Raw genomic sequence first — 15,226 nt, 5'->3', positions numbered from 1 at the left:
CCGCGTTGCAACCTGACGCCCCCATCGGGGCGATCGCCCCGATCGCCCCGACACCGCACCAACTCGCCTGGCAGCGCAGCAACACCGGCGCCTTCTTCCACTTCGGCATCAACACCTTTCACGGCCAGGAGTGGAGCGACGGCACCCTCCCGGCGTCGTCCTTCGACCCCACCGACCTCGACGCCGAACAGTGGGTCGAGACCGCCCGCGCCGCCGGGGCCCGCTACGCGATCATCACGGCGAAACACCACGACGGCTTCTGCCTGTGGCCCACGAAGACCACCGACTACTCCGTCGCCTCCTCGCCGTGGAAGGACGGCGAGGGTGATGTGGTCGGCGAACTGGCGGCGGCCTGCCGGGCGGCAGGCCTCGGCTTCGGGGTGTACCTCTCCCCGTGGGACCGCCACGCGCCGGAGTACGCCGACCCGGCCGCGTACACCAAGCTCTACACCGAGCAGATCCGCGAACTGTGCACCTGGTACGGGCCGTTGATGGAGCTGTGGTTCGACGGCGCAGGCTCGGACGGCTACGAGTACGACTGGACCGCCATCATGGCCGTCGCCCGCAAGCACCAGCCGGACGCCATGGTGTTCAACATGGGTGACCCGACGATCCGCTGGGTGGGCAACGAGGACGGGCTCGCGGCGGACCCCGTCGAGTACGTCGTCGACCACACCCAGATGAGCAACTACACGGTCGTCACCGCCGAGTTCGCCGAGGCGCTGTATCTGCCGCCGGAGTGCGACGTGTCGATCAGGCGCGGCTGGTTCTGGCACCCGGACGACGAGCCCAAGTCCCTGGAGCACCTGCTCGCCATCCACTACCGCTCGGTCGGCCTCGGCGCGAACCTCCTGCTCAACCTGCCGCCCGACACACGCGGCCGGATCCCGGACGCCGATGCCGCGCGGGTGGCGGAGTTCGGCGCGGAGGTCGCGCGCCGCTTCGGGACACCGGCCGCCACCGCCGAGCTGACCCATGGGGACACCTGGACGGCTTCCTTCGGAGGCCTGGTCACCTTCGACCACGTCCGGTTGCGCGAGGACCTCACCGACGGGCAGCGCGTCGTACGTCATGTGGTGCGGGCCGGTGACCGTGTCCTCGCCGAGGGGCTCACCGTGGGCGTCGGACGCATCCACCTCACCGAGCCGGTGACGGCCGCCGAGCTGACCGTCGAACTCGTCGGCGACAGCGCGGTGTTGGAGTCCGTCGAGGTCTTCGAGACGGGAGTACGGGAGCTGTCGCAGGTTCCCGAGGGATACCGGGCGCCGACGGATCGGCCGGACGAATGAGAGGGCACGGGAACGTGGAACTGACGGGTGAGGGCTGGACGCTCCGTAGCAACGGTGGCACCGGTGAAATCGGTGACATCGAGGTGCCGGCGGTCGTTCCGGGATGCGCACACACCGACCTGATGCGGGCCGGGATCATCCCGGACCCGTTCCTCGGCACGAACGAGGCGGAGGTGCAGTGGGTCGGGCTCGCCGACTGGGAGTACAGCAGAGAGTTCCACCTGGCCGCCCGGCCCGACGGCTCACGCGTGCACCTCGTCCTCGACGGGCTCCAGACGGTCGCGACGATCCTCGTCAATGGCACGGAGGTCGGCAACACCCGCAACATGCACCGCCGTTACCGCTTCGACGTGACCGACGCCGTACGGCCCGGGACGAACGAGCTGGCCGTCCGCTTCGCCTCCTCGGCGCAGGCCATGATGGACGCGGCCGGCGACGACCCGCTGCCGTACGACTGGACGTACCCCTACAACGAACTGCGCACGATGGCCTGCGAGGGCGGCTGGGACTGGGGCCCGACGCTCGTCACGGCGGGGATCTGGCGGAACGTACGCCTTGAGGTGTGGGACACGGCCCGCGCCGACGTCGATGTCACCACGACCCTGGACGGGGACCTGCGGCGCGGCACGCTCGTCGTGGGCCTCGACGTGGAGGGCGGCCCGTGCGAGGCCGAGGTGGTCGTCGCGGGCCGCACGGAGCGCTTCCCGATCGCCTCAACAGGACGCCAAAAGATGGCTGTTGACGTCCCGAGCCCCGACGTCTGGTGGCCGCGCGGCTACGGCGCTCCCACGCAGTACGACGCGACCGTACGACTGCTGGACGCGACCGGCGGGATCCTCCAGGAGACCCACCACCGCGTCGGCTTCCGGCACATCGCCATCGACACCACGCCCGACGAGCACGGCCGCGCGTTCACCCTGCGGGTCAACGGCCGCCCGGTGTTCTGCAAGGGCGCCAACTGGATCCCCGACGACCTCTTCGTCTCACGGATGACGCCCGCCCGGTACGAGGAACGTCTCGACCAGGCGTGCGCGGCGAACATGAACACCCTGCGGGTCTGGGGCGGAGGCATCTACGAGGACGAGGCCTTCTACGCGGCGTGCGACGAGCGCGGCGTCCTGGTCTGGCAGGACTTCATGTTCGCGTGCGCCGCCTACCCCGAGGAGGAGCCGCTGCGCTCCGAGATCGTGGCCGAGGCCGACGACGTCGTCCGACGCCTCGCCGCCCACCCGAGCGTCGTCGTCTGGAACGGCGCCAACGAGAACCTGCTGGGCCACGAGGACTGGGGGTGGCGCTCGCAGATCCGGGACCGCACCTGGGGCGAGGGCTACTACCGCGAGCTGCTCCCGGCCGCCGTCGAGGCCCACGCGCCCGGTGCCGTGTACGTCGTGAACAGCCCCGTGGCGAGCGAGCCCGGCGTCCACCCGCAGGTGCCCGGCGACGGCCCGAGCCACCTCTGGGACACCTGGAACCTCCTCGACTACGCCCACTACCGGGATCAAATCCCGCGCTTCGCCGCCGAGTTCGGCTGGCAGGCCCCGGCGACCCGGTCCACGCTGACCGAGGCCCTCGGCGCACTGCCCGACCGCCCCGACGACCCGGCCCTCCTGGCGCACCAGAAGCAACCCGGCGGCGAGCGCAACCTCGTGGACCGCTTGAAGGGCCGCTTCCCCGACCCGGCCGGCATCGCCACGGACACCGACCGCTGGCACCTGGCCACCAGCCTCAACCAGGCCCACGCCCTGCGCACCGCCGTCGAACACCACCGCTCGTGGTGGCCGCGCACGGCCGGCTCCCTGATCTGGCAGCTCAACGACGTGTGGCCCGCGCTGTCCTGGTCCCTGGTCGACCACGGCGGCCGCCCCAAACCCGCCTGGTACGCGGTGCGCGGCGCCTTCGCCGACCGCCTCGTCACACTCCAGCCGAGGGAGGCGGGCCTCAGCGCCGTCCTCGTCAACGACACGGACGAGCCGTGGACGGGTTCGCTGGCGCTCCGCCGCGTCCACGTCGTGGATGGCGAAGTAGCGCGCACGGAGCGGGAGTTCACCGTTCCCGCGCGCACGGTCCTCGCCTTCCCCGTGGGCCCCCGGATCACCCAGGCGGGCCGGCGTCGCGAGGAAATGGTGGTCGCGGACACCCCCGGAGTCGACCGCGCCGTACACGTCTTCGTACGCGACGACGGCGTCCGCTGGCCGGCCCCCGACGTCAAGTGCTCCGTCGAGCGGAAGGAGGACCACGCGCTCGTCCACCTCACGGCGGGAGTCGCCCTCGGTGACGTGATCGTCGAGGCACCCGGCATGCGCGCGGACACGGCGCTCCTCACGCTGCTGCCGGGGGAGAGCGGGACGGTCGTGCTGCGGCCGGAGCGGGAGGGGGCCCGGCTGCCCGGGGAGGACGAGGTTTCCGTGCATACGCGGAACGAGTTCTTCCACGACTGACGGTTCCGGACACCCGCGCTTCCCGTCACCGACGTGACGGGAAGCGCGGGTGTGCCGGTCAGGACTGGCGCAGGCAGAGCGCTCCCCACTGGAATCCGGCGCCGATCGCCGACATCACGAAGGTGTCCCCGGGCTTGAGGCGGCCCGCGGAGACCGTGTGGTGCAGGGCGGTGAACATGCCGGCGGCGCCGGTGTTGCCGAGCCGGTCCAGGGTGACCGGGGCCTTGGACGGATCGATGCCGAGGGCGGTCGTCGCCTCGCGCAGGATGTTCAGGTTGGCCTGGTGGAGGAAGAAGTGGTCGACGGAGTCCACGGTGAGGCCGGCGCGGCGGACCGATGCGTCGATGCACTCCGGGATGCGGGTGGTGGCCGTCTCCCACACCGCGCGGCCGTCCATCTCGACGTAGTGGGCGCCCTCGGCGAGGGTGGCAGGGGAGGTGGGCATACGGGACCCGCCGGCCCGGACCTGGACGTCGTAGGTGAGCTGGGAGCCCAGGTCGTACGAGAGAAGTCCGGCGCCCGGGGTGTCGGTCCGGGTGAGGACGGCGGCCGCGGCCGCGTCCCCGAAGAAGACGCCGGCGGTGCGGTCCTGGGGATGGGTGATCCGGGAGGCGCAGTCGGCGGCGACGAGCAGCACCGTACGGATGGAACGGTTCTGTAGCAGGTGCGCCGCGGTGAGCAGGGCTTGTACGCCGGAGGCGCAGGCGGCCTGGGAGAAGTCCAGCGGGAGTGCGCGGTGGGCGCCGAGCGCGTCCTTGACGATCAGCGCGGTGGACGGGAACGGCATGTCGCCGGTGTAGCTGGCGACGATCACGACGTCGATCGCGGACGCCTCGACGCCGGCCGCGGACAGCGCCGGGCGGGCGGCCGAGAGCGCCATGTCGGAGGTGGCCAACTCCGGTGCCAGGCGCCGCCGTTCACGGATGCCGGTGCGGGTCGTGATCCATTCGTCGGAGGTGTCCAGGACCTCGGCCAGCATGGCGTTGGTGATCACCGTCGGCGGGAGGTGCAGGCCGGTCCCGGCCACGGAGAAGGGGACGGGCAGGCCGCCCCCGGTCTGATGGCACAGCTGCGGCTGTTCCACGCGGGCGAGAGTGGTCATCAGGCGGTGTTCCGATCCGGAGCGAGCAGGGCGTCGAAGTCGGTGTAGTAGCGGCCGGAGGCGAGCGGCCGGTCGAGGAGGATGCGCCGGGCGGCGTCGGCGGTGAGCGCTCCGCCGAGCGCGACCCCGCTGGCCAGCTGGGGCCAGGAGCTGTACGCGGTGCCGATCAGCGGGATGGCCGCGGCGAGTTCGGGGCTGATCCGGTCGGCGTCGACCATCGCGAGAATGAGGTCGACGGTCTCCTCGAAGGAGAGCTCTCCGGCCACGTCGGCGGCGCACGTCCGGCCCAACCGGCCGTGCAGCAGCGGCCGTTCGGGCTCATGGTCGAAGCGCTCGACGTCGAGCAGGCCACGGTCGTTGGCGTCCATCAGGACGGGGACGCCGAGCGCCCGCGCCCGCTCGCGCGCGGCGAGTTTCACGTACGGGGTGTCGCACTCCTCCACCAGCAGGTCGATGCCGCCGTCCGCGGTGAAGAACTCCTCCATCACCTCGTCGGTGAGTCCGCCCGGGAAGATCTCGATGTCGAGGTAGGGATCGATCTCGTACATCTGACGGGCCGCGAGCACACACTTGTTGACGCCGACGTCGTGCGCGGCGGCCCGCAGCCGATTGAGGTTGGAGAGGCTGAGTGTGTCGAAGTCGGCGAGGCGGTACGCGCCGCCGATGCCCTCCATGGCGAGCGTCAGCGCGCTCGCCGAGCCGACCGAGAGGCCGATCACGCCGATCCGGCGGTCGAGGAGGCGCCGCTGCTCGGGCCGGTCGATCTTGCCCCTGTTGCGGTCGGTGCGCACCATGCGGAACTCGGGCGCGGGCAGCACATGCACCAGGCGTCCGGACCACGGATGGAAGAACCAGCTCCCGTACTCCCACGGCTCTGCACCGTCCAGCTGCCGCTCGCGGGCGGCGGCCAGCTCGGCCGGGTCGTCGTAGCGGGGGCCGGGCTCACGGCTGCGCACCAGCTCGGCGATCTGCTGCTCGATGGTGTCGTGCACCTCACGGACCCGGCCGGAGGCGAGCAGGGCACGCAACTCCCCGGGCCCTTCGACCGGTTCGGGCCGCCAGGACCGGCGGTCGGGCGCGTGTTCCGTGCGGGCCGAGGCGAGGGCGGCCGCCAGGGTCGCGGGCGCCTCCTCGCGCATCGCCGGCAGGTCCAGACGTACCGTTTCGGCGTCCACGACCAGCTGCGGGAAGAGGTCGGTGTACTCGGCGACCAGGTCGGAGTAGTCACCGGCCGCATCCCCGATCCGGCACATGAGCAGCACCACGTCCTCGGTGTAGTGCTCGACGTACCGCCGCGTTCCGGCCACCGGACGGAAACCGAACCGGGCATGGAAGGCGTCCTGCCCGTCCTTCGTCCCGGACGTGCCCACCATCGCCTTCGCGCCCAGGTGCCGCGCGGCGGCCAGCGCGAGCGCGTTGAGCTGGACGCCCAGGCCCAGCTTGCGGGCGTGGTGCTCGACGACGAGCCGGCTGTGCTCGTACGTCTCGCCCGTGCCGAGACCGCTGTCCAGGAGCAGCTGCGTGTACGCCTCCGCGCCCAGGTACTCGCGGGACTGGAAGTGCTCCCCGGTGTCGGGTGTGGACAGCCGGACGTACCCGAGCGGCGGGCCGTCGGCGGTGCGCCGCCCGACGAAGTGCCAGGCGCCGAAGTCCAGGTGCTGGTCGTCCACATGGTCGCCGGAGGCGGTGCGGAAGTCCGGACGGCGGCCGTTGTCGTACAGGATCCGGGCCCGCAGTTCGCGCACCCGGTCCACGAGTGCGGCGCCGCTGGGGCGACGGGCGCCGTCGGTGGGCACCCGGAAGGCGGTGAGGTGCCAGGGGCGGGAGGGCGCGGTGGAGCGTCGGCCGAGAAGGTCGGCGTTCATCGGTGTGGGTCCTCCGAGAGGAGCAATGGTGACGGTGTGTGCATGCGGTAAGCGGAAGGTGAACATCCGCTATTGCGTGATCGTCGCAGAGGCCGTTGCGCGAAGGGTGTCCTGCGTGTGGAGGCCACCTTGTTGAGCGCGGCTGTTCGTGATGAATGCGCAGGTCAGCGGCGGGAGTGGAGGAATCGGCCCGGTCCGGGGCCGAGGAAGACACCTTGTCGGAAGAGGTAGTTGACGGCGGTCGCTGTTGACGTGGTTCGGCCAATCGAGTTGCCGCCCCGACGCGGGCGGGGACCGCACACGAGCGGGGGCAGCCGGCGAACTCCACCGACTGCCCCACTGGTGTGCCACCGGCACCCTCACCCGTTCACATGCCGCCCGAGCGCCCCGATGAAGTCCCGGAAGTACGCCTGCGTCACCCGCGCGTCCGGCACCATGTCGTACGCGTGGAACGCCCCTGGATACACGTGCAGTTCGGTCGGTACCCCGGCGCGGACAAGGCGCGTGGCGTACGCGACGTCCTCCTCCAGGAAGAGGTCGAGCGCGCCGACGCTGAGGTAGGTGGGTGGCAGGCCCGCGACCGATTCGGCGCGGGCCGCGGCGGCGTAGGGGGAGACGTCGGGCCCGCCGGGCTCGCGGCCAAGGAGGGATGTCCAGCCGAAGCGGTTGTCGGCCGGGGTCCAGATGAACTCGCCCGCGTGCGGGTGGGCGTCGACCGTGCTGGAGGTGCGGTCGTCGAGCATCGGGTAGATGAGGAGCTGGAACGAGACGGGTATCTCGCCCCGGTCGCGGGCCAGGACCGTGAGGGCCGCGGCGAGCCCGCCGCCGGCGCTCGCACCCCCGATCACGATCCGTTCGCGGTCGACACCGAGGTCGGCGGCCTGCTCGTGCACCCAGCGCAGGGCGGCGTAGCAGTCGTGCACCTGCCCGGGCGCCCGGGTCTCGGGGGCGAGCCGGTAGTCGACCGAGACGATCTGGACGCCGGTCTCGGTGGCGATCCGGCGGCACAGGATCTCGTCGGCGTCGGCGGAGCCGAGTACGTAGCCACCGCCATGGATCCATACGAGTGCGGAAGTGGCCGACGTGGTACGGGACTCGGGTTCGTAGTGGAGGACGCGGACCTCGGGGTCGCCGTCCTCGAAGCCCGGTACCCGCCGCTCGGTTGTGGTGATGTCCGGGAAGAGGGCCTGCGGGTCGGGGGCGTCCGGCGCCCGGGGAGCCTCACGGACCAACGGCAGTGTCTCCGGGCTCAGTTGCAGCGGCGGAAAGACGTCCAGGATCGGCGCGATCTCGGGGTCGACCAGGTGGCGGGTGCCGGGCGGACGGGTGGGTGCGCGGCGGGTGAGGGTGAAGCCCCGGTAGCCGTCCTCGGCGACGGCGTCGCAGATGTCCCGGTAGGGGCCGACCCCGCCGACGTACGGCATGAAGATCCGGGGCTTTCCGGGGACATTGGCGCCCATGTACCAGGACGCGGCCCGGGGGTAGAGGGTCGCCTGCGCCGCCTCGTTGACGTGGTCGACCCACTTGTCCTGGGCGTCGCGCTCGGCCTCGATGCGGACGACGCCGGTGCGGCGCGCGTGGTCGATCGCGTCGGTGATCCAGTCCACGTGCTGCTCGATGGAGACGATCATGTTGCTGAGGACGGAAGGACTGCCCGGCGCGGTGATCATGAACAGGTTCGGGAACCCGGCCGAGGCGACCCCGAGATACGTGCGCGGCCCGGCGGCCCACTCCTCGCGCAATGGGACGCCGTCGAGGCCGCGGATGTCGATCGTGTCGAGCGGCCCGGTCATGGCGTCGTACCCGGTGGCGAAGACGATGGCGTCCACGGTGTGATCGACGCCGCCGACCCGGAGGCCGTGGGGTGTGATGCGCTCGATGGCCTTGTCGCCCAGGCCGATCAGGGTCACGTTGTCGCGGTTGTACGTCTCGAAGTAGCGGGTGTCGACGCAGATGCGCTTGGTGCCGATGGGGTGGTTCGTCGGGCAGAGGAGTTCGGCGACGGCCGGGTCGTCGACGATGGCGCGGATGCGGTCGCGCACGTAGTCGGCGGAGACCTGGTTGGCCGCCTCGTCGATCGCGGTGTCCTCGAAGGCGCCCATGAAGGTCGTGCCGCCGAAGGCCCAGCGCTGGTCGAGTTCGGCGGTACGGCGGGCCTCGTCGAGGTCGAGCGCGTTGCCCAGCGGCGGCGGCACGACGACCCCGGAGGCCGAGGCGCGGGCCTCGGCGCGCAGCTCGCGGTAGCCGGCCTTCACGCGCCGCTGCTCGTCGGGATCGAGCGGCCTGTTGTTCGCCGGGACGGAGAAGTTCGGGGTGCGCTGGAAGACGGTGACGTGCGCGGCCTGCTCGGCGATCACCGGGATGGCCTGGATGCCGGAGGACCCCGTGCCGATGACGGCGACGTGCCGTCCGCTGAAGTCGACGCCCTCGTGCGGCCAGCGGCCGGTGTGGAACGTGGGTCCGGTGAAGGAGTCGAGGCCCGCGAAGTCCGGCACACGGGAGGCGGACAGACAGCCGACGGCGGTGACGAGGTACGACGCGGTCACCCGGCGCCCGTCCTCCAGCGTCACGGTCCAGGCATCGGCCTCCGCGTCGTAATCGGCGCCCCGCACCGAGGTGTTGAACTCGATGTCCCCGCGCAGATCGAAACGGTCGGCCACATGGTCGGCGTAGCGGAGGATCTCGGGCTGGGACGGGTAGCGCTCGGTCCACTCCCACTCCTGCTCCAGTTCCTCGGAGAAGGAGTACGAGTAGTACATCGACTCGACGTCGCACCGGGCGCCGGGATACCGGTTCCAGTACCAGGTGCCGCCCACGCCGCCACCGCGCTCGTAGACCCGCACCCGCAGGCCGAGATCGTCGCGGAGCCGGTGCAGGAGATACATGCCGGCGAACCCGGCACCGATGACGACGGCGTCGTACTGAGTGGTCCGAGGGGTCCGATCGATGTCGGGCGTCTGCTGCGTGGGCCTCTGCTGCATGGGCGTCACCACTCCCTCCCCGGCGACACGGCCGGGCTCGGTTGGGCCGATCACCAGCAGGATCGGCAGAACCTGTGACGCACGTCATTGGGCAGGTGGCTCGGTTGACGAGCCATCTGTCCCGCCCGCCGTGGGATCCGCCCGATACAGGTCGCCGGACTCCTGCAACCGCCGCAGCACCAGGGCGAGGAAGAGCCGGGTGCGCCCGTACGGTTCGGTGAAGCTGAACCCGAGGTAGCGCTGGGCGCGCTCCACCCGGTACGCGACCGAGTTGTGGTGCCGGTGCAGCAGGCGGGCGGCCTTGCGGACGGAGTCGGTGGCGGCGACCGCTTCGAGGCAGACCAGCATGTCGTCCCCGTGGTCGTCGACCAGCCGGCCGAGCTGCCGTACATCGGGCACGGGGGCGATCTGCTCGGCGCTCAACGTCTCGGCGAGCAGCGCGTACCCGCCGAGCCCGGCCGCGTCCACGAGCATCGCCTCCTCGACGGCGTACGGTCCACGCGCCCGCGTGCTGGGCCGGGCGAACCGCAGCGCAGTCCGGGCCAGTTGCCATGCCTGTGGCGCCTCCGCGGCGGGACAGGGCCCGGCGAACGCGGCACGCGCCCCGACCGGCACACCAGGTACGTCGCAGGGGTCGAGCTCCTTCGCGACCACCAAGTGGACGGTGCCGACGGGGGCGTGGAGCACGACGGGCGTAAGCCCCCGCAGCCCGTCGACGAACGCCCCGGCCGCGCCGGGCGGCCCCGCCAGCGCGAACACCGTGATCGTCGACGCCTCGCTGAGCCCGAGACGCAGCCACGTCCGGGCCCGGGTCTCCGCGTCGACGGTGGGGTCGACGACCGACCGCAGCGCGGTGTCACCCTCCTGGGCCGGGGAGCCCTGCGCCAGGAGAGCGACCTTCGCGGCGATTCCGAGGCGGCGCAGCAGCAACGCGGTCTCGGCTTCGGTCACCGGGAGGCCGTCGGTGTCGATCCAGACGTGTCCGGTGCCGGGCAGCTCGCGCGTCACCACCCGACGGGGAGCGGCCTCCTCCGCACCGCCGGCCGGGCGACCGGGAACCGCCGTCCGGACCTCGCCCTGCACGGTCCGGATTCCGACGGCGCGTCCGAGGGCGTCGGCGGTGCGGTCCAGAAGAACGCCCAGGTCCGCGTCGGACTCGGCCAGCTCGTCGACGAGCCGCAGGACCGCTTCGAGGTCGAAGAGGTCGAAGGGATCGAACGTGTGTGACACGGCGCCCTCCTACTCCTTCACCGCCCCACTCAACATCCCCTCGATGAACTTCCGCTGCAACGCCACATACACGACCACCACCGGCAACGCGATCAGCACGGACGCCGCCGCCAGCAGCGTCGTGTCCGCGCTCTGCTGGCCCTGGAAGAAGGCGAGGCCGAGGGGGACCGTTCTGAGGGTCTCGTCGCTGATCATGACCAGGGCCATCAGGAACTCGTTCCACGTCCACATGAACGTGATCACGATGAGCGTGGTGATGGCCGGGCGGCCCATCGGGACGAGGATGCGCCAGAGCGTGGTCCAAGTGTTCGCGCCGTCGACGCGTGCGGCCTCAATGACCGAGCGGGTGCTGTTCATGAAGTACGTGCGCATCCAGAACACGCCGAAGGCCAGGGACTGCGCGGTCTGCGGGAGGATCAGCGCCCAGTAGGTGTCCGTGAGGTGGAAGTGGCGGAGGTCGAAGTAGAGCGGGACGACCAGCGCCTCCTGGGGGAGCGTGAGGCCCAGGACGAACAGGTAGAAGAGCAGCGTCGAGCCGCGGAAGCGCATCGTGCCGAAGGCGTACGCGGCGAGGATGGACAGCACCGTCGAGGCTGTCACCACGACCACCGTCACCAGGACCGAGTTGCCGAGGTACGTGCCGAAGTGGCCGCGCTGCCAAGCCTGTTGGAAGTTGGACCAGTGGAGGGTGTCCGGGAGGGCGAAGCCGCCGCCCACGGAGTCCGGGGAGGAGAGGGCCGTGGAGAGGATGCCGATGACCGGGGTCAGCGCCAGGACCGCGAAGAGCGCCAGGATCGCGTACGTAGCCGTGCGTTCGATGCGCGAGGTCATGCGCGGCGCCCTTCGACGAGACGGGAGACCGTGACGGTCAGGGCGAAGATGAGGACGGTGAGTGCCACGCCGATCGCGGCTGCCGAGCCGACCTCGTTGAGTTCGAAGGCGCGGTGGTAGACCTCGTAGGCCGGGACGGACGTGGCGTTGCCGGGGCCGCCGCCGGTGGTGATGTAGATGAGGTCGAAGTTGCGGAGGCCCGCGATGATCGTGAGGGTCAGAGCGACGGAGATCTCGCCCCGTAGCCCGGGCAGTGTCACCGCGAAGAACTCCCGTACCGCGCCCGCTCCGTCGAGTCGCGCCGCCTCGTACAGCTCGCGCGGGATGCGTTGCGCTCCGGCGAGGAAGAGGACCATGCACAGGCCGGTCATGACCCAGGTGCCGACGACGCCCACGGCGGGCAGCGCCCATGTGTCGTCGCCCAGCCACGGGCGGGCCAGGCCGTCGAGGCCGACGCCCCGCAGCACGTCGTTGAGCAGGCCGTCGGGGGCCAGGATCGAGCGCCAGGCCACACCGACGACGACCATGGCAAGCACCTGAGGCAGGAACAGCACCGTACGGAAGAAGGTCAGGCCGCGGACCCGGATGCGGGACATCGTCGCGGCGAGCAGCAGGCCGATGGCCACCGGCAGCGCCGCGTAGAACACCAGCAGGAGCAGTGCGTGGCCGAAGGGGGCGCGCAAGCTCGGGTCCGTGAAGAGCGCCGTGTAGTTGTCCAGGCCGGCGGACGTGGCCCGGGTCAGGCCGTCCCAGTGGAGGAAGGACAGGCCCACCGCCTGGCCGAAGGGGTAGAGGAGGAACAGGCCGTAGACCGCCAGCGCGGGCAGGACGTAGAGGTAGCCGATGGAGCGGGGTTCGCCGGGGGCCCGGCTCGTGGATGTGGGCTTTCCGGTCATGAGTCCGACGCTCCCGAACTGGCTTTGCCCTGCTGCTTCTTGATGAAGGGGGCGTAGTCGGACTGGAGCTTGCGGGCGAAGTTCCGCGGTGACGTCTTGCCCGCGATGAGGTCCTGCAGGGCCGCCGAGCTCGTGTCGTAGAACGTGGGCGTCGCGTAGTCCAGGTACGGGACCAGACCGTCCGCCGACGTCAACTTCCGCCAGCCGTCGACCATTTGGCCGTCGGGGGACTTCGGGTCGAGGGCGTCCGCCGCCTTCCCGGGGACCGCGGGCAGCACGCCGTTCCGCGTCATCACGTCCGCCGCGTGCTCGCTGGTGATGAAGTCCAGGTACGCGGCCGCGACTTCGGGGTGTGCGGAGCGCGAGGTGACCGACCACGCCAGGCCCTGGCCGCCGGTGGTGGCCGGCTTGCCGCCCTCGGTGGCGGGTGGCGGGGGCATGATGCCGAGGTCGTCGCCGAGTCGCTTCTTCAGGTCGGCCAGCATCCACGTACCGGTGATGGTGTACGCGCCCTGCCCGGCCATGAACTTCTTGTTGGCGTCGTCGTAGCCGAGCCCGTTGGCGTCCTTGGGGAGGTAGCCGCGGTCCAGCCAGTCGGTCAGCGTGGTGGCCGCCTTCGTCGTACGGGACGTGGCGAAGCCGTCGCCGCGGCCGAGGACGGTGTCGCGGGCCTGCTCGGCGCCCTGCTGGTCCTGGAGCATGCCGAAGGTGTGGATCGCGGGCCACTTGTCGAGGTTGCCGAACTGGATCGGGAGCTCACCCGCCTTCTTCAGCTTCGCCAGGCTGTCCGTGAACTCGGCCCAGGTGCGCGGTGGTTGGACGCCCGCCTGCTTCAGGATCTTCTTGTTGTAGTAGAGGCCCACGAACTCGCCGGTCTGCGAGATCCCGTACAGGCGTCCTGTGCCGAAGCGGCGGGACGCGCCCGGCTCCGCCACGGAGACCCGGTTGAGGTTGAGGAGCGTCGCCGGGTAGCGGGTGTTCCACTCGTAGATGCCCGCGTAGTTGTCGAGCGGTGTGAGCAGGCCCGCCTCGACGAACGCCACCATGTCCGGGTAGCCCTGGTTGGCCTGGACGACATCGGGCGGGTTGTTGCCGGAAAGGGCCAGCTTGAGCGTCGTCTTGAGGTCGTCGAAGCTCCGCGAGACCCGCTTGATCGTGACGTTCGGGTACGTGTGCTGGAACTCCTTGTTGAGCTGCTCGATCTCGGCGTTGGTGCCGCCGCGGACCTCCTGGTCCCACACGTGCAGCGTCACGTTCCCGGCCTTTTTGGGATCGGGTATGCCGCCCCCGCCGCCCGGCGCGGTGTCACCGGTCACCGCGCCCGAACCGTCGGTGCCCGGTGTGCAGCTCGCGGCGCCGACGGCGAGGGCGGCCGCGAGCACCGACCGCCGCGTGAATCTTGAGCTCATGGTGGTGTCTCCGTGTCTCCTACGCGGCCCGGAAGCCGAGGGTCGGTGTCGCCCGGTGGCGGGCCACCTCGTGCAGGCGGGCGGGCACGACATCGGCAAGGAAGCCGTAGCGCCGCACGAGCTCCGTGGTGGCGGCGTCACCCGCCTTGGCGGCCCGCGCGGTCAACTCGCCCCACCAGGCGGCCACTTCGACCCAGCCCGGCGCGGACAGCGAACCGCCGAAGTGCTGCACGGACAGGGCGGCCGTGAGGTTGGCGAAGGCGAGGCGGTCGGCGAGCGGCCACCCGGCGAGGGTGCCGGTCACGAATCCGGCCATGAACACATCGCCGGCGCCTGTCGGGTCGAGTGCCTCCACGCTCAGGCCCGGCACGTCGGCGTGCTCCCCGGTGAGCGAGTCGACGGCGACGGCGCCCTCCGGGCCCTTGGTGACCACGGCGATGGGCACGAGCTCGGCCAGCCTGGCCACCGCGTCCTGCGGGGAGTCGGTGCGCGTGTAGTGCAGCGCCTCGGTGGCGTTGGGCAGGAAGGCGTGGGCGTACGGGAGCCCGGTCAGCGTCGCGGTGTCCCAGCGGCCCGACTCGTCCCAGCCGACATCGGCGAAGATCCGGGCGCCCTGCTCGTGCGCCTGCCGCAGCCAGGCGTCCTCACGGTCGGGTTCGAACGAGGCCACGCCGGCGCGGGCGCGCGGCACGGTGTGCTCCAGCGGGGGCGCCGGGTGCTCGTGCGTCACCATGGTGCGCTCGCCGTCGTACGCCATGGAGACCGTCAGCGGCGAGTGCCAGCCGGGGAGGCGCTGCGAGTGGGTGAGGTCGACGTGCTCGACGTCGGCGAGCGACTCCCAGCAGTAGTCGCCGTACAGATCGGTGCCGAACGTGGCCGCCAGCGTGGTGCGCAGGCCCAGGCGGGCGAGCGCGGTGGCCATGTTGGCGATGCCACCGGGGCTGGAGCCCATGCCGCTGGCCCAGTTCTCGGTGCCGATGCGCGGGGCGCCGGCGAGCCCGGTGAAGACCAGGTCCATGAAGACGGTTCCCGTGAGGAACACGTCGTGTTCGGGATCGCCGGCGGCACGCACCCCCGCCAGCGGATCGATGCAGTCGCACACCGCCCTGCTCGGACTCACCGTCGTATCCTCCCTGTTCGCGAACGTCGGCCGATTAAGCGCAACGATGATCGATACCATGCACT

General features: G+C 71.2%; 10 protein-coding genes. 2 read left to right on the top strand and 8 right to left on the bottom strand.

Annotated features, from left to right (window positions below):
• Window positions 1-5: 5 nt before the first annotated feature.
• A complete protein-coding gene (locus ACYSUO_RS20960; RefSeq protein ID WP_461777719.1) occupies window positions 6-1,289 on the top strand; it encodes an alpha-L-fucosidase in 1,284 nt (427 codons plus the stop codon).
• Window positions 1,290-1,303: 14 nt separating this feature from the next.
• Window positions 1,304-3,727, top strand: coding sequence for a glycoside hydrolase family 2 protein (locus ACYSUO_RS20955; RefSeq protein WP_461777718.1), 2,424 nt, complete (start codon window positions 1,304-1,306; stop codon window positions 3,725-3,727).
• Between the two features lie 58 nt (window positions 3,728-3,785).
• Here ACYSUO_RS20955 and ACYSUO_RS20950 read toward each other — a convergent pair whose 3' ends face one another.
• From ACYSUO_RS20950 to ACYSUO_RS20915, 8 genes are all read right to left on the bottom strand, one after another.
• A complete protein-coding gene (locus tag ACYSUO_RS20950; RefSeq protein WP_461777717.1) occupies window positions 3,786-4,829 on the bottom strand; it encodes a 3-oxoacyl-ACP synthase III family protein in 1,044 nt (347 codons plus the stop codon).
• Entirely contained in the window at window positions 4,829-6,694 is a 1,866-nt protein-coding gene (locus tag ACYSUO_RS20945; protein ID WP_461777716.1) for a ThiF family adenylyltransferase, read from the bottom strand. Before ACYSUO_RS20945 ends, ACYSUO_RS20950 begins: the two co-directional genes overlap by 1 nt.
• 359 nt (window positions 6,695-7,053) lie before the next feature.
• Window positions 7,054-9,675: a flavin-containing monooxygenase gene (locus ACYSUO_RS20940; RefSeq protein WP_461777715.1), complete on the bottom strand. Its 2,622-nt coding sequence runs from the start codon at window positions 9,673-9,675 to the stop codon at window positions 7,054-7,056.
• An 84-nt stretch (window positions 9,676-9,759) separates the two neighbouring features.
• Entirely contained in the window at window positions 9,760-10,905 is a 1,146-nt protein-coding gene (locus ACYSUO_RS20935) for a helix-turn-helix domain-containing protein (RefSeq protein WP_461777714.1), read from the bottom strand.
• A gap of 9 nt (window positions 10,906-10,914) precedes the next feature.
• A complete protein-coding gene (locus tag ACYSUO_RS20930) occupies window positions 10,915-11,736 on the bottom strand; it encodes a carbohydrate ABC transporter permease (protein ID WP_461777713.1) in 822 nt (273 codons plus the stop codon).
• Window positions 11,733-12,632 (bottom strand): carbohydrate ABC transporter permease, encoded by a 900-nt coding sequence (locus ACYSUO_RS20925; RefSeq protein ID WP_461777712.1) that lies wholly within the window; start codon window positions 12,630-12,632, stop codon window positions 11,733-11,735. Before ACYSUO_RS20925 ends, ACYSUO_RS20930 begins: the two co-directional genes overlap by 4 nt.
• Window positions 12,629-14,041 carry an extracellular solute-binding protein gene (locus tag ACYSUO_RS20920; RefSeq protein ID WP_461777711.1) on the bottom strand — a complete coding sequence of 471 codons (1,413 nt, stop codon included), beginning with the start codon at window positions 14,039-14,041 and terminating at the stop codon, window positions 12,629-12,631. The genes ACYSUO_RS20925 and ACYSUO_RS20920 overlap by 4 nt, the downstream gene beginning before the upstream one ends.
• 19 nt (window positions 14,042-14,060) lie before the next feature.
• Complete coding sequence (locus ACYSUO_RS20915; protein WP_461777710.1) at window positions 14,061-15,161, bottom strand: carbohydrate kinase family protein; 1,101 nt, start codon at window positions 15,159-15,161, stop codon at window positions 14,061-14,063.
• Window positions 15,162-15,226: the final 65 nt, after the last annotated feature.

This window comes from Streptomyces sp. UC4497, assembly GCF_054871485.1.
The sequence above is the reverse complement of the archived record's forward strand: the minus strand, read 5'-3'. Positions and strand labels throughout refer to the sequence as shown.